The 20,204-nt window shown below is 50.2% G+C and carries 24 protein-coding genes; 2 read left to right on the top strand and 22 right to left on the bottom strand.

Annotated elements, in window-relative coordinates; translation table 11 throughout:
* Positions 1-52: 52 nt before the first annotated feature.
* The 19 genes from ACFOLF_RS31010 to ACFOLF_RS30920 all read right to left on the bottom strand — a co-directional run bounded on the left by ACFOLF_RS31010 (position 53) and on the right by ACFOLF_RS30920 (position 14,647).
* Positions 53-1,375, bottom strand: a complete 1,323-nt coding sequence (locus ACFOLF_RS31010; protein ID WP_210039576.1) for an FtsW/RodA/SpoVE family cell cycle protein — start codon at positions 1,373-1,375, stop codon at positions 53-55.
* On the bottom strand, positions 1,372-1,704 hold the full coding sequence (locus ACFOLF_RS31005) for a PadR family transcriptional regulator (protein WP_210039577.1): 333 nt from the start codon (positions 1,702-1,704) through the stop codon (positions 1,372-1,374). Before ACFOLF_RS31005 ends, ACFOLF_RS31010 begins: the two co-directional genes overlap by 4 nt.
* A 129-nt stretch (positions 1,705-1,833) precedes the next feature.
* Positions 1,834-2,556 carry a metallophosphoesterase family protein gene (locus ACFOLF_RS31000; RefSeq protein ID WP_210039578.1) on the bottom strand — a complete coding sequence of 241 codons (723 nt, stop codon included), beginning with the start codon at positions 2,554-2,556 and terminating at the stop codon, positions 1,834-1,836.
* 58 nt (positions 2,557-2,614) lie between these two features.
* Positions 2,615-3,415 carry a PhzF family phenazine biosynthesis protein gene (locus ACFOLF_RS30995; RefSeq protein ID WP_210039579.1) on the bottom strand — a complete coding sequence of 267 codons (801 nt, stop codon included), beginning with the start codon at positions 3,413-3,415 and terminating at the stop codon, positions 2,615-2,617.
* Positions 3,416-3,518: 103 nt separating this feature from the next.
* Positions 3,519-3,992 carry a GyrI-like domain-containing protein gene (locus ACFOLF_RS30990; protein WP_210039580.1) on the bottom strand — a complete coding sequence of 158 codons (474 nt, stop codon included), beginning with the start codon at positions 3,990-3,992 and terminating at the stop codon, positions 3,519-3,521.
* A 180-nt stretch (positions 3,993-4,172) separates the two neighbouring features.
* On the bottom strand, positions 4,173-4,622 hold the full coding sequence (locus ACFOLF_RS30985; protein WP_210039581.1) for a GNAT family N-acetyltransferase: 450 nt from the start codon (positions 4,620-4,622) through the stop codon (positions 4,173-4,175).
* Positions 4,623-4,723: 101 nt separating this feature from the next.
* Positions 4,724-5,359 (bottom strand): HAD family hydrolase, encoded by a 636-nt coding sequence (locus tag ACFOLF_RS30980; RefSeq protein ID WP_210039582.1) that lies wholly within the window; start codon positions 5,357-5,359, stop codon positions 4,724-4,726.
* 17 nt (positions 5,360-5,376) lie between these two features.
* Positions 5,377-5,679 carry an antibiotic biosynthesis monooxygenase family protein gene (locus tag ACFOLF_RS30975; protein WP_210039583.1) on the bottom strand — a complete coding sequence of 101 codons (303 nt, stop codon included), beginning with the start codon at positions 5,677-5,679 and terminating at the stop codon, positions 5,377-5,379.
* Between the two features lie 42 nt (positions 5,680-5,721).
* Positions 5,722-6,486 carry a class I SAM-dependent methyltransferase gene (locus ACFOLF_RS30970; RefSeq protein WP_210039584.1) on the bottom strand — a complete coding sequence of 255 codons (765 nt, stop codon included), beginning with the start codon at positions 6,484-6,486 and terminating at the stop codon, positions 5,722-5,724.
* Between the two features lie 25 nt (positions 6,487-6,511).
* Positions 6,512-6,760, bottom strand: coding sequence for a DUF2164 domain-containing protein (locus ACFOLF_RS30965; RefSeq protein ID WP_379113053.1), 249 nt, complete (start codon positions 6,758-6,760; stop codon positions 6,512-6,514).
* Positions 6,761-6,813: 53 nt separating this feature from the next.
* Complete coding sequence (locus ACFOLF_RS30960; protein WP_379113050.1) at positions 6,814-7,617, bottom strand: GNAT family N-acetyltransferase; 804 nt, start codon at positions 7,615-7,617, stop codon at positions 6,814-6,816.
* Positions 7,618-7,674: 57 nt separating this feature from the next.
* Positions 7,675-8,178, bottom strand: coding sequence for an NUDIX domain-containing protein (locus tag ACFOLF_RS30955; RefSeq protein WP_210039585.1), 504 nt, complete (start codon positions 8,176-8,178; stop codon positions 7,675-7,677).
* A gap of 22 nt (positions 8,179-8,200) precedes the next feature.
* Positions 8,201-8,974 (bottom strand): phosphoribosylformimino-5-aminoimidazole carboxamide ribotide isomerase, encoded by a 774-nt coding sequence (gene hisA, locus ACFOLF_RS30950; RefSeq protein WP_210039586.1) that lies wholly within the window; start codon positions 8,972-8,974, stop codon positions 8,201-8,203.
* Between the two features lie 67 nt (positions 8,975-9,041).
* Positions 9,042-9,908: an HAD family hydrolase gene (locus ACFOLF_RS30945; RefSeq protein ID WP_379113048.1), complete on the bottom strand. Its 867-nt coding sequence runs from the start codon at positions 9,906-9,908 to the stop codon at positions 9,042-9,044.
* Entirely contained in the window at positions 9,881-10,609 is a 729-nt protein-coding gene (locus ACFOLF_RS30940; RefSeq protein WP_210039587.1) for a YjjG family noncanonical pyrimidine nucleotidase, read from the bottom strand. Before ACFOLF_RS30940 ends, ACFOLF_RS30945 begins: the two co-directional genes overlap by 28 nt.
* A complete protein-coding gene (locus ACFOLF_RS30935) occupies positions 10,587-11,042 on the bottom strand; it encodes a VanZ family protein (protein WP_210039588.1) in 456 nt (151 codons plus the stop codon). Before ACFOLF_RS30935 ends, ACFOLF_RS30940 begins: the two co-directional genes overlap by 23 nt.
* A gap of 158 nt (positions 11,043-11,200) precedes the next feature.
* Positions 11,201-11,986 (bottom strand): GNAT family N-acetyltransferase, encoded by a 786-nt coding sequence (locus ACFOLF_RS30930; RefSeq protein ID WP_210039589.1) that lies wholly within the window; start codon positions 11,984-11,986, stop codon positions 11,201-11,203.
* A gap of 98 nt (positions 11,987-12,084) precedes the next feature.
* The gene (locus ACFOLF_RS30925) at positions 12,085-14,061 is read right to left on the bottom strand and encodes a hypothetical protein (protein ID WP_210039590.1); all 1,977 of its coding nucleotides are present in this window, start codon (positions 14,059-14,061) and stop codon (positions 12,085-12,087) included.
* Positions 14,062-14,164: 103 nt separating this feature from the next.
* Positions 14,165-14,647, bottom strand: coding sequence for a TcaA NTF2-like domain-containing protein (locus ACFOLF_RS30920; RefSeq protein ID WP_210039591.1), 483 nt, complete (start codon positions 14,645-14,647; stop codon positions 14,165-14,167).
* Positions 14,648-14,962: 315 nt separating this feature from the next.
* On the opposite strand from ACFOLF_RS30920, the gene ACFOLF_RS30915 reads away from it, so the two are divergent.
* Positions 14,963-17,227 carry a stalk domain-containing protein gene (locus tag ACFOLF_RS30915; protein ID WP_210039592.1) on the top strand — a complete coding sequence of 755 codons (2,265 nt, stop codon included), beginning with the start codon at positions 14,963-14,965 and terminating at the stop codon, positions 17,225-17,227.
* Between the two features lie 142 nt (positions 17,228-17,369).
* Here the strand turns inward: ACFOLF_RS30915 and ACFOLF_RS30910 are convergent, their stop codons facing one another.
* Together ACFOLF_RS30910 and ACFOLF_RS30905 are read right to left on the bottom strand one after the other, a co-directional pair.
* Positions 17,370-18,569, bottom strand: a complete 1,200-nt coding sequence (locus ACFOLF_RS30910) for a GTP-binding protein (RefSeq protein ID WP_210039593.1) — start codon at positions 18,567-18,569, stop codon at positions 17,370-17,372.
* A gap of 171 nt (positions 18,570-18,740) precedes the next feature.
* Positions 18,741-18,998, bottom strand: coding sequence for an AbrB/MazE/SpoVT family DNA-binding domain-containing protein (locus ACFOLF_RS30905; protein WP_210039594.1), 258 nt, complete (start codon positions 18,996-18,998; stop codon positions 18,741-18,743).
* Between the two features lie 306 nt (positions 18,999-19,304).
* Between ACFOLF_RS30905 and ACFOLF_RS30900 the strand changes: the two genes are divergently transcribed.
* Positions 19,305-19,553, top strand: coding sequence for a type B 50S ribosomal protein L31 (locus ACFOLF_RS30900; RefSeq protein ID WP_210039595.1), 249 nt, complete (start codon positions 19,305-19,307; stop codon positions 19,551-19,553).
* A gap of 108 nt (positions 19,554-19,661) precedes the next feature.
* On the opposite strand, the gene ACFOLF_RS30895 is transcribed toward ACFOLF_RS30900, so the two are convergent.
* Complete coding sequence (locus ACFOLF_RS30895; RefSeq protein WP_210039596.1) at positions 19,662-20,201, bottom strand: NADPH-dependent FMN reductase; 540 nt, start codon at positions 20,199-20,201, stop codon at positions 19,662-19,664.
* Positions 20,202-20,204 lie beyond the last annotated feature (3 nt).

Raw genomic sequence — 20,204 nt, 5'->3', positions numbered from 1 at the left:
AGACTGCATGCGGCGGAAGCGCCCGCAAGCAGTCTCATTTTTTGGTTTCTGCCTACTGCCTGTACCAGACTTGTCGGCTGCTTATCATGTTCTTTCGCTTGTATACCGTGAGAATCAAACCGACAGCGCCAAAATGAAGCAGCAGCAGCGTATTGCCGTAACTCAGAAACGGCAGCAGAACCTCGACATTCGGAGCTAGTCCCATTGCCATCAGCATGGGCAGCACAAATTCAATTCCTATGACGATCAGCAGCAGCCCCACTAAACGCCGGCCATATTCATCCCGAATGGAAATGGCAAGCTCCGCTATCTTCACAATAAATAACACGGCAACCGCTGCAATGATGAGACCTCCTGCCCAGCCGAAGCTGTATATCAAATACGAGAACACCATATTGCTGTGTTGATAAGGCAGATGCGTGTTGGAGGCTGCAAAGCCGTGCCCCCACCAGCCAGCGGCGTGAATAGCCTGCAGGGACTGATAGGTCATATATCCCGCCCCAAATTTGTCATCGGACAGGAATGACGTCAACCTGGCGAGAAAATAACGGGAATACATCTGATTCAGCATACCAATAGATACAGCAGCAATAACATAAGCTCCAATAATAATCAAAAATTGGTATACTGAACGGCGATACAACCAGAAAAATCCGAAGGCTGCGCCCAGATACAAGATTCCTGCGGATAAGCTGTTTCCTTTCATATACATCACTGTAGGAATGCCGAGCAGGTAGATGCTTCGCAGGAAGGTCTCCCGTACGGTCCAATACTTTGGCAGTTTCATTCCCGCAAGCGAGATGACCAGCATAAAGGTGCAGATGGTCACCACATCAATGCTTTTTCCATAAAAGTTTAAATAGGGCATACCGTTAATCGGTCGGCCTGCAGCAATGCCTGCCGCCAACACCGTCAGCGTCACCGGAAATAAAACGAGCGAAAACCGGTTCAGCCTACGGTAATCGAAAAACCATAACGCGGCGAGTCCAATTGAGCCAAGCCCTGTAAATACCAGCTTTTTCTCAACATAACGGCCATCGTTCATATAAGAATTATCTACAGCTTGAACCGCACAGATCGCAATTATGCCCATTCCTGCTATAAGAGCCAGAAGGCAAATCAATCCCCAATCCAGCTTTGGCCTGTGAATATGGTGCAGCTTGTCCCCAATTGACGCCGCAGAACCCATTGCCTGAATAGCCTGCTCAACTGCCTGTCCTTCCTCTTGTCCTTGAAGAAACAATTCCTCTGCCCGATCAGCGATATGTACGATTAATTCTTCTTTAATCTCCTCATGCAGCTCAACCGCCTTCACCTGCTGACAAACCGCTTGCAGAAATTTCTGCACCTGTGGATAGGATTCAATAGACCTCATGCTCCCCCCTCCCCAATCATGCGGTCCAGAGCGGTTCGAAATACGACCCATTCCTGTTTCTTGTTCTGCAGCTGCCTGCCGCCCTTATCGGTTATACGATAATATTTCCTCTTGCGGCCATCATGCTCGCTCCAATAAGCCTCTACCCAGCTCTCCGCTTCGAGTGAATGCAGAATGGGATAAAGCGTACCCTCCTTCAGACTGAAGATGCCCCCCGACTGCTGCTCCATTTCCTTAATCATTTCATAGCCATACATGGCTCTGCGATTCAGCATCGTCAGTATCATGATGACCGTGCTACCCTTTAATAATTCCTTGTTGATCTTCATGGATTTTATCTCCTTCCATACCTAGTAAATCTATGTATAGATTTACTAGGTATTATACAGAAATATACAGGAAGAAACAACTGATCCCCGGCGCATAATTTCTCTATTTAACAAAAAGAGAGCCTTCACCTAAGAGTGAAAGCCCACTTTGTACGTCCGGTAATGTCCACTTGCGTCTATTTCCAGGGCGTTAAGCTGCTGCCCAAAAGCACATCCGCCGTCAATGCCGATCTTTCCTTCGCCAAACCATACGTCCGGGCTTCCATGAATATCTTCCGCTTGGGTATGACCGAAAATAACCGTCTTGCCGACAACGGTCGGCTTGCTCAGAAAGGGTTCCTTGATGTACATAAATTCACGCTGCGGCTGCTTCTTCCAATCCGGGTACTCCGGGTTCAGCCCTGCATGAACATAAATATGATGGCGGTCCTCCGCATAGTAGGGGAGACTGTTCAGAAAAGCGATATGATACTCATAATGCTTGCTTATTGCAGCAATCATTTCGTGCACGGTCTGAGTCGTCACTTCCTGGTCACTCAGATCCGTTTGAAGATAGCTTTTCACAGTCGCCCTGCCCCCATGGGACAGAAATTTCCTGATCACAGCCTCATCCTTGAATCTCATCAGATCGACAAGCCTCTGATCATGATTGCCTTTGAGCACAACCGCTCCGTGCACATCGTGCAAATAAATGAGATGCTCGACCACTTCCCTGCTGTTAGGTCCACGATCCACATAATCGCCGAGAATTAATAATTGATCCCTTTCTTTATCGTAATCCACCTTCTCCAACAAGCTTAACCATGCTTCATAGCAGCCGTGGATATCGCTAATAACCAGTTTTCGCTTCATGATGGGATTGCCGCCTTTCAGGAAAATGGATCAACTCTTAAAGATAATCACTCATTACCTAAGACAAGCTTCCTCTCAGCACAGTGACGGCCTGACCTGTTATAAACACGCGGTCTTCCGCATTCCGAAGATGCAGATATCCGCCACGATCCGAAGCCTGATAACCGCGAAGCTCCGTTTTGCGTAGCCTTTGCTGCCAGTAAGGAGCAAGCGCACAGTGGGCGGAGCCTGTAACGGGATCCTCATTCACACCCTGCGCCGGATAAAAGGCACGGGATACAAAATCATATTCCTCACGCGTATCCTTTGATGAGCGGCTTGTTACGATGACTCCGCGCGCGTCCACTCTGGCGATCAGGGCAAAATCAGGACGAAGCGTCCTGACGGTCTCCTCGCTGTCCACTTCAACCAAATAATCCATCCGGTTGCGGCCCACATAACGGGGAATCAGGCCCAAAGCCTGTATAAGCTCGTCGGGTGCTGCCGCTTGAACAGCGGGCTCCGCAGGGAAATTCATCATAATCCCTTGCCCGGAGCGCTCTGCAGTCAGCAGTCCGCTGCGGGTATGAAAGCGTGCTTGCTCAGCCTCGCCCAAATGACCGATTTCCCACAGATGGTGGGCGCTTGCCAGTGTTGCATGACCGCATAGATCCACCTCTGCCTGAGGGGTAAACCATCTGAGGGAATAGCTACCGTCTGCTAGAGGATGCAAAAAGGCGGTCTCCGCAAGATTCATTTCTGCCGCGATTTGCTGCATCAGCACCTCTTCCAGCTCCGCTTCCACCAAACATACCGCAGCCGGATTGCCTTTAAACATTATATTGGTGAAGGCATCAATAATATGAATGGGAATGGACATGGGTACCTCCTAAATAAAAATGGGCCAGTGCGATCCGGGAACATATTCATTCCCTAAAATCACAGCACCCACTTAAGTTTGATCTATACGAAACCTCTCACGTTTATTCAAAAACTCCCAGTCCACCCTGATCTTCTATAGGAACGAGCAGGTCGACCGCTTCTTCTTCCAGATGCTCATCAATATAAAATATTTCGATGGATACGGCATTATCCCGCTTCTTCAGCTGCTGCTCATTCATCCAGGCGGATAACTGTTCGTAGCCTTCGCCAATGCGCTTGTTCGTGCATGTCACCATGGCGTACGTATGCTCCGGAATAATAAACTGCACCATTCCATCCGGGACCGTTTCCATATGCGCGGTTTCGAAACTCGCCCAATAAGTGGCGAACACTTCGTTGCCGAAATAAGGACTGTACAGCGCGGTGGATCTAACCTCTCCGTTTAATTCGTGCTTTCTCGAGAGAAACTCGCTCTGCAAAAGAATGGCTTCATCCGGAAATGTCGAATACGGTCCGCAGTAACTGATTCCAACCAGATTTAACGCTGGTTTTGTAACCACTGTACAATTATCCATCGCGAATAACCTCCCGCATAAATTGGTGAAGAGACTACGCTCGCTGACAGGCGCCTTCAATGAAAATATATCTTTTTCAGTGTAACATGTTCATGCTCCAATGGGATATATATTATTTTACCACCATACTTATGGAAAGAAAAACCTCCTGATCCCTGTCGGATCGGAGGTTTAGTTTGTCTATTCGCTGTACAAACTTTTCAACAGATGAATATCTTCAGGCTCCAGCATGAACAATTCGTCATCGATATGTTCTGTTGGCGCGCTTCCGAGACTTTGGTAGAAGGACACGGCGGATTCCGTCTCGGTAGCGGAGATATACAGATAGCGGGCACCCTGCGCTCGCGCCTGCTCTTCCATCAGCCGCATGAATCGTGAGGCGATTCCCCTCCGTCGGTGGCTGCGGCTGACATACATCAGATCCACTTGCAGTTGATCCCGCCGCTCGCCCCTTCGTTTATGCCCAAGTACGGCGAAGCCGACAAGCGGCTCTCCGTCAAAGGCACCCCATGCCGTTCCACCATGCCGCATTTCGCTCAGCATCCTGTTCTGCAAGTCCTTCAGCTGCTCCTCATCCCACCCGGGACATTCATGAGCGGCTGGCTGATGAATCAAGACGCCTTGTTCCATCCTGTAAATCCGCTCAATCCATTCAGAACGGTCAACCTGATGAATCAACTTAATTTCATCGGGCTGGAGAATCAGAATAGCTATCGGCTCGCATAAGGCTGTTACCACATTACTGTGGGCGCAAAATACGAAGCGCCTGCATTCATCAGTTCCGTCTCAGTGCCATACCCGTAACCGACTCCGATTCCGGCAATGCCGTTATTAACGGCGCCGATTATATCATGCTCGCGGTCTCCGACCATGATCGTCCGGGACGGATCAATGCCATACTGCTGGATGATAGAAGCGATCAGCTCGGTTTTGTCAGAGCGTGTTCCATCCAGCTCACTGCCGCAGATTTGTTCGAAGTATCGGTCCAGACCAAAGTGCTCCAGAATCTGCCGGGCGAAAACAATTGGTTTCGAGGTAGCGACAAACAGTCTCTTCCCCTGATTGGATAAAGTTGACAAAAGCTCGGGGATGCCGGGCAACAGCTTATTCTCAAACATGCCCTGGCGGGTAAAATATTCCCGGTAATAGGCAATAGCCCGGTTCGTATCATCCGCGGAAAACCCGTATTCCTCCCGAAACGTGACCGCAAGCGGCGGACCGATGAAGGGAATCAGCACATCCAGATCATCAGCGGGAATACCGAATCTGGATAATGCATATTGGACGGACTTGGTAATCCCTTCCTTGGGATCCGTTAGGGTGCCGTCGAGATCAAACAGCCAGTTTTCGCAGGTCCGGAATTTCACAGCAAGCCGCAGCCCCTCTATAGAAGATCAAGTTTCTCGTAATGCTCGACCACTGGAAACGGCTCATAATAATGATGCAGCAGCTGCTTCCATTCCAGATATTGGGGAGAAGTGCGAAAGCCTGTCACATGATCCTCCAGCGTTTCCCACCAAACCAGCAGCAGATATTGATTCTCCCGGTTCCCGTCAACACACCGCTGCAGCTCATGGTTGATATAGCCGGACATGGAGGCAATTATCGCCGAAGCCTGCTTGAAGCTTGAGAGGAAAGTATGATTCAGTTCTGGTTTCACATGCAAAACGGCTGTTTCCAATATCATGCCGGCATCCCTCTCTTTCTGTGGCGCGGATCGCTCTTCGTGTTAAACGGCTCCGTAAAAAACCTCTGTCTTGTATTTAAAAGCAACCTTGCCATCCTTCTGATAATCATTAAATAACTGCTGAAGCTGCGCTTTGAAGGAAGCATGATCGGGATGACCCGGCAAAGGCGTATAGGATGAAGAAGCCGTCCGCCCCTCCAGTTCTTCCATATTGAAAAGCTGTTGATACGCAAAAAGCTCAAGATTATATTGGCCGTCCCGGAAAAAGGAGGCATATTGCTCAGGTCCCAACCGGGTATGCTTGACTTTGTCATAATCGCTGGCATAACGCATCAGCAGCTCATCGTAAGCGGCGGCAAAGTCATCGCTGTCCGTCCGGCGCCTGTTCCAGATCAGCGCCGCGATCCCGCCGGGCTTCATAATCCGCGCAAATTCCAACTTTGCCTGACCGATATCGAACCAATGGAAGGCTTGGGCGGACACGGCGGAATCGACGGATTGATCCGGCAGGGTGGTGTGCTCCGCCGAGCCTTCGACTGCAATAAATCGTTCACCAAGCGGACTGTCCGCCAAAAGCTCCAGGGATGCTTGTCTCATCTCGTCATTTGGTTCTATTCCATAAACAGTGCTGCCTCTCTCCAGCAGAAGACGCGAGAAAATCCCGGTTCCTGAACCAATATCCGCTATTTTCCCATCCTGCGGGAAGCCTGCTTTCGTATACAGAAAGTCCAGCGCCTCGCTTGGGTAACTGGGCCGATATTTCACATAAGCATCCACCCGATTGGAAAAACGTGTTTTACTGTCCATTCCTCATCAACCCTCTCTCACTCATTTACCTGGTTCTTCGCTCCAGGGCATACAATTCCTCTTCAATGGAAGAGCTTTTCTCCATAACGACTTTTAGTGCATCCTCTATAGCTCGATTATACACATAGGGAGCAATCTCGCGCAGCATAAAATCGATAATCTGCTCCGCTCCGATGCTTCCCAGCTCTTCTGACCTCTCTTCCGCATAGAAATTCACCAGTTGCTCGATGATCTGCTCTTTCTCTTCGCGCGGCAGCTTAATTGGAATCATCATCCCGATCTCCTTTCTTGCAGCTGTTACCTGCCTGTTATTCCACATCCATTCGTCTACAACCGGGTCATAGCGACCCTTGTATAAGCAAGCTTCATGCCCAGGCGCTCCATGTTCCGGTGGCTGGGAGAAAGATACGCCGCCTGACCAACCGCCAAACGGCAGCTGCTGCGCGCAGCTTCCCTGAGGCGCTGCTTCAACAAGGCCAGCTGCAGCCCGCGGGACCGGTATTCAGGCAAAGTAGCCGCGAAGGTGAACGAGGCAACGTCATCCTCCATATGCATAACACCGGCGGCAGCAGGCTGCTCGTCCACAAATCCAAGAAAGAAACGCCAGCCTGGCCGCTGATCCAGCACTAGATTGTTTGCCGCGATGGCCGGAATGCCGTTCTCTCCGAGACCAAACCCCAGACAATGAATGCGGGCATATATGTCAAATTCATCGCTCGTGAGGGCTCTTATCCTGATATTTGGTTCCGCTGTGAAATCCGGGAGCTGCGGCTTCATATAAAAGGAAGCATGAAATCCGCTCGCGGCAAAGCCGAGCTCGCCAAGCCGTCGCATCAGCGCAGTCGTGGTCTTGGCTGGAACAATCTCGATTTGCGGCGTGCGGCCCTGCTCTTCATAGAAATCCAGGATTCCAGGGAGCAGTGGAATTTCTTCCTCGCCCAATCCTTTGACGCAGTTGAATGCCGGCCATGGCATCGTCCGGCTGCAGAAAGCAGCTGCCCGGCCAAACCGGCGGATCCGGATCCCCTCCGGGTTGCCATCACGCTGCCGGATCGCGGTCATCCGGTCGATCATATAGCGGATTTCAGAGCCTTCGATTTGATCTGCAAGCTCTCTTGTCAAGATCGACAAATTAGTATCCTCCTTTGGAGGTCTGGAATATAGGGTGAAAAAGACGGGCTCCGCCTATTAATCACTACGCTTCTGGCTATTATGCACATAACAGTCAAGCTGATGATCTTCGATCAATTCGATGGATCGCCGTTGAGCCGCATAATGAATGATTTGCTCTTTAATATTCGGAAAAAGTATAATGGAAGCCAGCTCCGAGAGCGGAACCCAGCGCACAGCGGATTGATCGGGGTCCGGAATCTCCGGCAGACCCGGAACGGAGCCCGGCTTCAGCTTGCATTCAAAAATTAAATTCAGCGCATGCGGCGTATCAGCCGGGTATTCGCCGGATTGCTTGTGAGGCGCGCACTCATAAACAAATGCAAGCGGACCTACGTCCGCTTCCGCCTTCGTCTCTTCCATCAGCTCGCGGAGCACCCCGTCGATAACCGTCTCTCCCGGCTCCGCGCCGCCTCCGGGCAAATTATAATGAATGCCGTCCTCATCTTCATATTCCACCAGCAGGACGGCATCATTTTCAATAATAAGGGCAGTTGGACGAACGCGAATATGATAAGTCATGACTTCCCCCTGTTAATTGGTATTAGATCGAACCATTATCCAGCCGCTCGCAGTAGGCGATTACTTCGGAATACGGAAGATTGCCGCCAAAAATGTCGAGCGCGCTGCCGATGGTGATATCCAGACGCCCCGCCGTCAGGCGGTGAAAGAGCGCCAGATCCTCGAACGATCTCGCCCCGCCGGCATAGGTTGTGGGCAGGGTTACCCATTTCGCCAGCTGTTCCACCAGACTCTCCAGGATCCCTGTTCGTTTGCCTTCCACATCGACGGCATGAACGAGAAATTCACTGCAGCAGCCGGCAAGCTCGTTAAGATTGGTCTCATTGACTTCAAAATCACTGAACGTTCTCCATTGGTTGGTAACGACGAACCACCTATCTCCCTGCTGCTTGCAGCTAAGATCGATAACCAGCCTGTCCTTGCCGACCTCAGCGACAAGACTGTCCAGACGGTTCTTGTCCAGCTTGCCCTCTGGAAATATGTAGGAGGTGACGATAACCTGCGAGGCTCCGGCTTCCAGATACCGCAGCGCATTATCCGTTGTAATGCCGCCGCCGATCTGCAGTCCGCCGGGGTAAGCACGAAGCGCTTCAAGCGCGGCTTGTTCATTCCCGCCGCCCAGCATAATGACATGACCGCCCGTAAGTCCGTCACGTCTGAACATCTGGGCATAATAAGCCGAGTCATGATCCGAGACGAAATTTTCAACGACCTGCTGCTGGTCTGTTCCCAGAGTTTCGCCCACAATCTGCTTTACTTTACCGCTGTGCAAATCAATGCAAGGCCTGAATTTCATGAAAAATCCCTCTTCCTTCTGGCATTCTATCCTACCATTGTAGCAGATATCGGTACGCTGATCGAAGCTATGGGCGGATCATATGCTGGAGGGAATTCAAATAGACCGCCACTCCATGCTCCATATTGGATAAAATCATGCCCGTTGCGGCCGCTTTAACCAGCTCATGGGCGTTGGCGACTGCATATTTCTCATCCGCCGCTTCGAACATGGGAAGATCATTCAAATTATCGCCAAAGCACACAAGGCGCTCCGCCTTCAAGCGGCGTTTTACGAATTCTACGGCTTCACGCTTATTCGCGCGGCTGTTGGCGATTTCCAGCCAATGATAGCCTGGCGCGTAGATATCCGGCCCATAATGGCATATTAATTCGGGATGTTGATGAAAAGCCATATAGGCCGGGTCCAACTGCTCCTGCGCGCCAACTGTAATGACATTGACAATCGACTCCTTCAGCGCGTCCCGGTAATGATCCACAAGCCTGAATCTGGAATCTCCCGCGCTCAAACGGTCGGAAATATACCGGTCCTCGCTCGGATTAAATATACCCTTGTAATAAACATGCGAGCTGCCCGCGCTGTCCATTGTATAAACCAGCGGATGAAGCCCGTCGGACTCGCAAGAGGCGATGATCTGCGCAGCAGTCTCCGCTCCAAGCAGATTGGATTGTATCAGCCTGCCGCCTGCCGGATCGTAAATGAATACGCCATTGAAGAATATCATCGGTAAATGGAAATGAATGCCCTGCAGCAGCCTGGCGGCCGAATCCTGCGACCTGGCGGTGGCAAAGGTGATCCACATCCCTTGACTGATCAGCTGATTGAGAATATCTCTGGTCTCATCGCTTATTTGCTGGTGTTCGTTCAGCAGCGTTCCGTCGAGATCCGACACGTACAAGGTAGCGCTCATGTCAGCGGCACCCGCTTTATCCATTGATTCTGGACATCCATCTGAATGAGCTCGGACAAGCTGTGAATCATATAAGCCGGCATGAATGATTCATCAAGCCGCTTCGCCAGTGGATTGTAATAGCAGAAGTCAATCCCCGCTCCGGCAGCGCCGTGGTAATCATCCTGCAGGGAATCGCCGACGAACAGCACCTCTGTGTGATCCACGCCAAGCGTCCGTACCGCCGTATCAAAAATTTCCCTCTGCGGCTTGTAATAGCCGACTTCATCGGAAATGAACAGATGGTCAAAATAGTGATCCAGCGCGCCTGTCTTCAAGCGTCCCCGCTGTGCTTCACCGATTCCATTGGAGATAATCCCCATCCGGTAGCGGCCGTGAAGCTTGCCCAGCAGCTCATTCGCACCCTCCATAGGATGGCAAGAGGCGCAGAACAACTCCCAATACGTCTTGGCAAGAGTTGAGGATATGCGATAGTCATGTCCCAATTGCTCCAATGTGTCGCGGAACGAATGATACAGGACATCCCCAATAGTCAAATTGCGCTGCACCCGTTCGATCCAGTAGGTCCAGTTAATGGGTGCAAATACGCTCCGGAAGCTGTCCCATTCAAAATTCGCAATCTCCGGCAGACGATGATGCTCTACCGCTCTTTGCATCGCATCCCGTTCGCTGAAATCATAGTCCAGCAATGTATTGTCCAGATCAAAAAGAATCGCTTTGTACATTTCTTTTGCGCCTCCTCTGTCCATTCAAGCCGCCAAATCTGTAAATAAAAAAACCAACCATGACACCCAGCGTATTAAGCAGGACGTCGTCAACATCGAAGGTTCCGCGACGCAGGGTCAGCTGCAAAGATTCCAGGATTACAAGTCCCATTACAGTGATCATTAACATTGAGAGCAGCCGGCATCGGAAGATATAGGGCAGAGTTATGCCAAACGGTACAAAAACCGCCACATTGCCAACCACGTTGACAAGCCAGTTCCGGACATTGAACTTGTCAGCGTATTCCATATACATTTTGATCGTTTTCAACGGAACAAGATTATAATGATAACCGCCCGACAGATGCTGGGAACGGCCAAAACCGATAAACATCCAGTAAATCAGCAGAATCGTATAAAGCAGCGTGATTAATGCAACAAGCGGTTTCATCATGTATGAATCGACTCCTATCGGACAAACCAGCATAGCCTGCAGTTGTAAAATATGAAAGATATATGTAATTAACTATCAATAAAGTCGCTTAATGTCATGTTCTGGCTCGTAATTATCACGATTAATTCCTGCGGTTAGCAGCTGCGGCAGTATTTAGATCAATCCCCGCCGGAGTCTGCCGGTGCTCTTCGTTTGACTCTGTACCAGTACGTATAAATGTCCTCAAAGCCAAATTTATCATATAACCGGTTCGCCGGCGCATTGCTCTGGACAACCTGCAAATAACAGGCGGCGGCGCCCTGTGCTCCGCCCCATTGAAGCAGCCGGGCAACAAGCTCCTTCCCTATGCCCCGGTTTCTGTAATCCGGATGCACCGCGATATCATACAGCCCCATATATCCCCGCTCTACAACGGTAAATCCGCAAGCGGCAGGCCGGCCTTGAACGGACAAGGCGAGAAAGCCCTGCCGGAGCTTGCTGCCTTCAATCAGACTACGGGCGGTCTGCAGAGCAGCTGCGGATAGCGAACTTACGTGCGCCAGCGTTTGCAGCCAGCGATCCGTCACTGTTTCCTCAATCCGGATATCAGCCAGTGCCGGTAATGAGCCGGGCTTGGGGAGCTTTTCCAAATCAAGCAGCATGACACTGGAGGGTTCCACCTTCTCATAGCCATCCTGCTCCAACAGCGAATCAAGAATGTCCGGCTGCGCAAAAGGCGTGATTTTGAAGATCACATCCAGTCCGGCTGATGTATAGAAATGCTCCACATCCCGGATTCGCTTCCAGGCTGCCGCAAGCGAATCACCGTCACAGGAATAGATCGGACTGACGGAGTTGGAGCGTTTTGTATATCCATCCGCTGTGCGCAGGAGCCAACCGTCCATCACCAAGGTTTGCAGCGCCGGCCAGCCATTAAGGGTCAGCTCTTCTATTTTTCTGTACATATATTCGAACCTCCCATTCAGGTGTGTTTCGAATAAATATACAATCACATGCAATTTTATTCAATAGATAAGCTATTGAAACGAGATAATCTCCAGTATCAATCGGCTCCTTCAATTGCAATGCGGCGGCTTCCTGCATAAGGTGTCGCAGATTTCACCATATAGGGATAAAGCCAGATCAGGCCCAGGACATAAAGCAGCAGCGCCACAATAGCCGGCGAGAGATGCAGCAGATCCGTATAGCCAATTTGCAAATGCACGCTGAAGCCGGCAATAAAGGCGGGCAGACCCGCTGCAAGAAAGGTCCACCACAGCCATCGCTGCCCTTGGCCGATCCCCCACAATGACGCAGCCAGCAGCGCGATGGCATCGGACAGCAGCGCCCCTCCGAATCCGGCGCGGTCATGAGCGATCAAGGGAAGCAGGTTGCCGTTCGCGCTGCTAAGCGAAGCGGAGTTTGTCATCAGGAACTCCAGATCTTCGGGAACGAATACATGGGTTACACCGATTACCGATATCGTAATGCCGCCGATTGCCAGTGCAAACCCGAGCGCTACCATCATCAGCTGTCCCCGCTGGGCCATACGCCAGACCCAGTCATTGCGGACATTCGTTGGTTTGCGTGAAGGCCACTCGATCCGGTCGCGCATGGAGAACAGGAACATGGGCAGGAGAATTACAGCCGCAGCCGCGTGAAGCGGATCGAAGAAACCGTAGCCCAGGAACAGCAGGAAACTGCTGAAGCCGACAATTCCGGAGGTCAAGAGCGCTGTCCGCGCCCAGTGAAGCCTGCTACGGAGACCATGCCAGCCCAGCTGGCCATAAAGGATGCCGATCGATATCATCGTTCCGGCCAAGGTCACGCGGTCATGCGACATAAACGGCAGCAGCCGGTTGTTTATCGACTCCATTGTCGCCGGAGTGATGCATAGAAAAGCCGTATCATAAGGAAGAACAACGGTAGTCGCCGCGATGATCCAGGCGATGATTCCGCTGATGATCATTCCCAGACCGAGCAGACACATCCAGCCCCAGCCGGACCAGAAGGAAGGAGCTGCCTCTGCTTCTTCCGTTGTGACAATGCGGTGAAGCAGCGCTTCATTAATACGTTTGGGCAGGCCCGGCCCGGAATAGACAAGACCGCTGTGAAGCTGCACCAAATCCGCTCCGGCATCTACACAATCAAGCGCATCCTGCGGCTCGTGAATGCCGCCGGCAGCTATAAGCGTAAAACTGTCTGGGAGCTCACGCTTCAACAGATTCAGCTTGTCTATGGTGGGCGCCTTGGCGCTTGCTCCAATTTCATAGCCTTGGGCTGTACGCAGCCCGTCACCAAGGACGATACCCTCGCTCAACAGTCCATGCTCACCGAGCAGACGAACCAGCGCGGTCAGCTTCCCATCCGGAAGCGCGAGCGGAATATATATAAATAGAGGCTTGCCCGGCACAAGTGACCGGGCGGAACGCATGATCTCAAGCGTGCAGCTCCCGGCTTCCCCAATCTCCTGCTGCAGCCGGCTCTCATCAAGGAAATCAAGGTAAAACCCCGCAGCATAAGGTCCCAGTCTGTCCAGGAGCTGCCCGAATTCCGTCAGCACTTGGTCTCTTGAGGAGCCAGGCATCGCACAGATGCGAAAAAAAACAGGCAGCTTATGACCCTGTTTTCGCTTCATTCTGGCGGCTATTGCCTCCAGTCCGTCATTCTCCAGCCTATCGGGATAGACCAATGCTTCACGTGCGGAATCTCTGCTGATGGCTTCCTTATGCAGAATTGGCTGTACAGTAACAGGTCCAATCTCAAGGAAGCCCAGTCCAAACTGGGCCAAAGCGCCATGGGCGTTTCCATGGGGGTCAGTTCCCCCGCTGAGCCCAACGGGATATGTAAAATCAATAGCATTCAGCCGCCGCCTGAGAAGCGGTGAAACTTCCATATGTCCCAGCGTCCGGATAACAAGGGATCCGCCGGGTATTGCGCTCAGCCCTCCCATTGCACGAAGCGTGACGGCACGCGCGACGCGTGCCGGAAGCTTGAACAAGAGGGGACGAAAGAGGGATTGATAGGACCAGTCCGGCATAAGGTTAAGCTCCTTTTCCAGCAGCAGGGGGCTTCTTCGCAGTTCATGTACAGGCTGAGACCTGGCTTCCGCAGTCGAAGCGGGGGTATGAATATTCCCATGTTCAGCGCGTCCATCTTTCAATGCTGTAAACCTTGGCTTCGCCCTTGGCGGCATTTTCCTTCACTGTATATACCCATTCGTATTCGAACACTTCCGGAGCCCTGTCAGGATGATACAGCTCCGTATTCTCAACCACATAAAACTTGTATACTCCATTCGTTCCCTGAATGCTTCGAATTTCATAGCGGATCAGCTTTTCTTTGACCTGCTTGTCGTTCAGGTGCGCAACAAGCTTCTTCTGGTCCTGATACAGCGGCCCTTCCTCATCAAGCAGACCTTCTACAAGAGAAAATTTATTCTTGTTTATCGCTTCTATAATAGATTGCTCGTAGGCAATCATCACTTCATGCGCATAATAGCCCGCAGGCTTTCCCGGCCCCCCGCTATCGACATTCACAGAACCGGCACCGGTCTTCCCGTCGTCGCAGGCTGACATGAGAAGGAGGCATAAGGTTAATAAACAGAAGATTACAATTCTGTACATCCTTGGGATTCTCCAGTCTTCTTTTTAATTAGCTCATTACTATTATAAAGCTTAAATGATGGATTAAGCCATTAAAATAAGCTTAAAATATTAATTTTAGATTAGCGAAGGCAACGATTGCGAATTGTAAAATATCGCCTCCATTTTCCCTCATAAACCGCCAAAAACCTGACAAGTCCATCCTATGCCTATGCGGATTTTTCCAAAAAAAAGCCGCGGTACGAAAAAAAGTTTGAAACCCGGAAACATTAATCGGCCCCTGTACGTCTGAGACTCGAAGAGATAAAGACAAATAAATCTGGAGGGTGAGTATAGTTGAAAAAATTATTGGTTACATTGGCAGCAAGCTTGCTGTTGTTCTCATTGGTACTGCAGACGCAAGTACAGGCCGCGGCTCCAACAACAACCATTTATATTAATGGTGTGAAGCTGGTTACGGATCAGGCGCCGATAACAGTCGGAAGCCGCATTCTTCTGCCTTTAAGGGCTATTTTCGAAGTATTGGATTCAACGGTGGACTGGAATGCGAGAGCAAAGACAGTCACCGCAACCAAGGATGACACGACCATCGTTCTGAAACTGGGCTCCAAAACGGCGACCATTAATAATGAAGCCGTGACGCTGGATGTTGCCGCTCAATCGATTAATGGCAGAACCATGATTCCGGTCCGGTTTGTCAGTGAGGCCATGGGCGCGGAAGTGGATTGGAACGCCGGGTCCAAGAGCGTATTCATCAAAACTTCAGGTGAAGTAAATCCGGTTCCGAATGTGTATGCACAGGTTGTCGGACATAAAGGAAACGGCAGTGATCTGGTCGTCAGCTTTATCAAATCGCCAAATGAATCGACGATCGATCATTATCGCATTCTGATCGTAAAGGCAGCTAACGTGCCAAGCTTTCACCTGGCGGCGGCACAAGCCGTAACGTCCAAAAATTATACAACCGCATTGACCCAAAGCGGAGATCAAACCATCTCGTTGTCTGCGCAAGCCCGGGATGTAAATGGAGAAATGATCCGGGCTGATCAATCCTATGCAGCCTTTGTATTGGCGGTAGGCAAAGCAAATGGCCAAAACGCGCTGTCGCAGCCTTCCTCGAAGGTTACGATAACTGTAAACGCGGTTGCGCCGGCAGTAACGAATGTAAAAACAAGTGACATTAATGATTATGGTGACGGACGCGATCTGCAATTCAGCTTTACAAAAGCATCCGACGAATCGAAGATCAGCGCCTATCGCGTGTTTGTTGTCAAAACGGCAAATGCCGGCACTTTCAATCTGGCGAAAGCCAATGCCACAGCAAGCTCCAACTATACGTTGGTCAACAAGACAGGCAGCAGCATTACCCAGACTCTTGCTTCCGGTACACGCGATGTGGACGGAGCAGCCATAGTAAGCGGTATGAGCTATCAGGTATTTGTCCTGTCGGCAGCAAGCAACAACAATTCCGGCAATAATACGTTATCAGAGGGCTCTGCTCCAATCGTGTTGTCCACTAATACAGGCAATGCTGCAGCAAGCAATGTAGTCGCATTCGATGTCAGCGATTATAATGACGCACGCGACCTGAGGGTTAACTTTAATAAAGCAAGCGATGAAAGCAGGATCAGCCAATACCGTATTTTCGTGGTAAAAGCCGCTTATGCGGACAGCTTTACTCTTACGACAGCCAATGCTCTTCCAAGCTCTTTCTATACCGTTGCGAATAAAACCGGCAATAATATTTCGCAAGCCCTGGCATCCAGTGCCAAAGATACCAGCGGGGACAAAATCAAGAACGGCGTCAGCTACCGCGTATTCGTTCTTTCGGTGGGCGCCAACCGTTTATCGGTTCCGTCCCCTAACGTTGTTTTAACGAACAACTCAAGCTTGCTTGCAGCAACCGATGTTAAAGCAAGCGACAGCAGCGATTATAATGACGCACGCGACATGCTGGTTACTTTCAATAAAGCCTATGATGAAACCAACATCGCCCATTACCGCGTGCTGATCGTCAAAGCAGCCAATGCAGGCAGCTTTACACTGGGCAAAGCGAATGAAGTTGCAAGCTCCAACTATACCGCCATTAACAAAACCGGCGGCAATCTCAGCTTGAATCTCGCAGCAGGCTCCCGGGACGTGGATGGGACAAAAATTTCAGACGGCGTCAGCTACCGCGTATTTATTCTCTCTGTCGGCGGCGGTAGTTATAATGGAAACAATGCCTTGTCCGCTCCATCCGGAGAGGTTGTATTGACAGACTCCATCTCTGCCGCAACCAATGTATCGGCGAAGATAACAGACAGCGGCAGAATTGACATCAATTTTGACAAGCCGCATAACCAAACCGGGATTTCGTATTATGCCGTGATGATCGTGCCCGCTGGTGTTCCGTTTGATGTGAAGTCGGCAAACAATGCCGCGTATTTTATACAGGTTAACGGAGGCACCGGAACAACGACCAATGACAATGACAAGGATATTACAGGCGCGCCCCTGACCAGAGGCAGCTCGTATAAAGTCTATGTCCTCTCGGTTGCGGCCAGCGGAAATACGTCTTCCAACGCCCTGTCCGATCCTTCCGGCACAGTAACGCTATAAACGACTCCAAGGGCAGTCTGTAAAATGTTCTCCCAAACAATCCCTTATAAAGGATTGTTTAGGAATAGCCCAGCTTGACAAAAACAGCCCCGGAAACCACTATTGACGTGGATTCCGGGGCTTTTTCGAATGTCAGGGAATTCTATTGAAAGCGGGGCAGCGGATCCTTCAGCGTACGCCAATTCGCGGCCATTTCTTCATCGTCAAGCAGAGCTTTGTCCAGTGAACGGGCGATTTCCTCGCGGTTCATTTCGATTCCGATAAAGACAAGCTTGGTCACCCGGTCTCCCCATTCCTCGTCCCAATCGGGCGATTTGGGATATTCGCTGCCGAAGTAGGCCATACGTTCCTCCTCGGATAAGGCCGATACCCACAGTCCGGCAGGTGACAGCTGCCTGGAAACACCGGCCTGGCTGAAGGAAATTGCCATGTTGTTGCGGGTGGCCAGCCACATCAATCCTTTGGAGCGGACCACGGAAGCAGGCCATGCACTTAGCCACTGGGCCAGACGTTCGGGATGAAAAGGTCTTTTGCGGGTATACACGAAAGAAGCAATGCCATACTCCTCCGTTTCCGGTGTATGCGCTTCTTTCTGCAGCTCACGTATCCACCCTGCCGATTGGCTCGCTTCCTCAAAGTCAAACAGATGGGTGTTTAAAATTTCCTTCGGATCCACCTTGCCATGGCTGGTGCGGATGATTTTGGCGCGTGGCTGCAGTCCACGCAGGGCAGTTTCCAGCTTTTGCAGCTCTTCCCCGGAGACCATATCGCATTTATTCAACACCAGCACATCACAGAATTCAACTTGATCAATAAGCAGGTGCACGACGCCTCTCGTGTCCTCCTCTCCCGCTTCCTGTCCGCGGTCCAGCAAACTCTCAGACGTATTGTAATCCTTCCAGAAATGACAGGCGTCAACCACAGTCACCATGCAGTCAAGCCGCGTAAGCTTGGACAGGTCAACATGATTATCCTCATCGATGTAGGGGAAGGTTTGGGCTACCGGGAGAGGCTCCCCGACCCCTGTCGACTCAATCAGAATATAATCATACCGATTCTCCCGGGCCAGCCGCTCCACCTCCAGGAGCAAATCATCGCGGAGTGTGCAGCAGATACAGCCGTTCGACATTTCAATCAGCTTCTCATCCGTACGGCTAAGACCTCCGCCATCCCTTACCAAATCCGCGTCAATATTAACCTCGCTCAAATCGTTGACGATTACAGCCACCTTCATGCCTTCGCGATTATTCAGCACATGATTCAAAATCGTTGTTTTCCCCGCACCCAAATAACCGCTTAATACGGTTACCGGAATCTTTTTATCCAAAAGCTCAATACTCACCAGGCACAACCTCTTTCAAATTTTTTTAAATCGTAATTATTACTATTTAAAATCAGAATAACTCTTCCTCCATCGCAAAGTCAACTCGAAATCTGATCCGGGTACAAAAAAACTCCAAAGAGGAGAGGACCTCTTCAGAGCCGTGATAGTTATCTTATTATTGTATAATGGCTATGCCCTGTTAAAGACATCGATGAGCTCGCCCAAAACATCCTTGCTGACCATCTTGCCTCTAAAAAATACCAAATTATCCCCATTTCCGGTAAATATGCAGGTTGGCTCATATTTTCTCAGAATGATTCTTCCTTCATCCACAAAAATCTCCATCGCGTCTTTTTCCTCGATCCCAAGCGTACGGCGCAATTCAATTGGCAGCACAATTCGTCCCAGCTCATCCACTTTCCGGACAATTCCGGTTGCTTTCAACATGTTAACAACTCACCCTTCAACAAGTGTGATGCAATAATTATCGCATTCTTATCATCCAAATTTCGTAATTATTACATTTTGAGTTAATTGTAACCTTTACGATATTCGGTGTCAATTTTTTTCGACATTATACGATAAATTCATTTTGTTTTCGACAAATAAATAATCCTCGATTTGGAATACTAATATTAATTCATGCACAGTCAACCTCGCCTTAGTTTGACATACCGGATACATATCTTTATTATAGGAAGAAGAAATATCCGTAAAAATTACAAAAAATATCGAATAGATGGGATGATTCAAATGAAACCAGGCATACACCCTTCGTACCAGCGTGTTATTTTCTTTGATACGAGCAGCGGATTTAAATTTCTGAGCGGTTCAACCAAAAGCTCCAATGAACAAATGGAATGGGAAGACGGCAATTCTTATCCGGTTCTGCGGATCGATACCAGCTCTGCTTCACATCCTTTCTTTACCGGTAAGCTTCGCAACACGGAAGTTGGCGGACGGGTTGATCGCTTTAATCAACGTTTCAAAGCCAAACAATAAGCAGCAAGCAAAAAGCAGCGGCCGCCGAGAGATTCGGAAGACCGCTGCTTTTGTTATTCCCTCTGCATCGCGAAATCCAATGCACTGCGCGCTGCGCTTTCAATCGCATTAATTGGCCCGCAGCCCTCTGGACATCCGAACGATCTGTGACGCCAGCGCTTCAATCCGCTCCAGTATGCCGGCATCGACAATCTCGTTCCGTTCATTGAAATGCTCACGATGTGCATATACGTAATCTGGCGCTGTAAATGCTCTGAAATAGCCGGCAATGGGCTTCAGCTGATTTTCGATCACAAGAAAATGCTGATACGTTCCGCCTGTACCGATAAACCCGATAATCTTGTTGCGGAAAGCGGTTATGGGAAGAAGATCGAATAAGTTTTTGAGAGCGCCGGACATAGAAGCCTGAAATATCGGAGTTCCAATCACAAAACAATCGGCAGCGAGCACAATTTCAACCGCCCGGCGCGTATCATCGTTATAATCGGCGAAATTGCGCCCATCACAAAATTCAATCGAACAGGTTTTTAAGTCCAGCAATTCCGTCTTAAGCTCAGGATCCAATATTGACGCCTGATCAACCACGCTCTTAACAACGGATAATGTCTTGTCGCCTATTAACGTTCCGGAAATCCCGAGCAGCTTCATTTC

Origin of the sequence: Paenibacillus sepulcri, assembly GCF_042647105.1 — a bacterium.
Lineage (GTDB): Bacteria > Bacillota > Bacilli > Paenibacillales > Paenibacillaceae > Paenibacillus_Z > Paenibacillus_Z sepulcri.
This window is presented reverse-complemented; position numbering and strand designations above follow the sequence as displayed.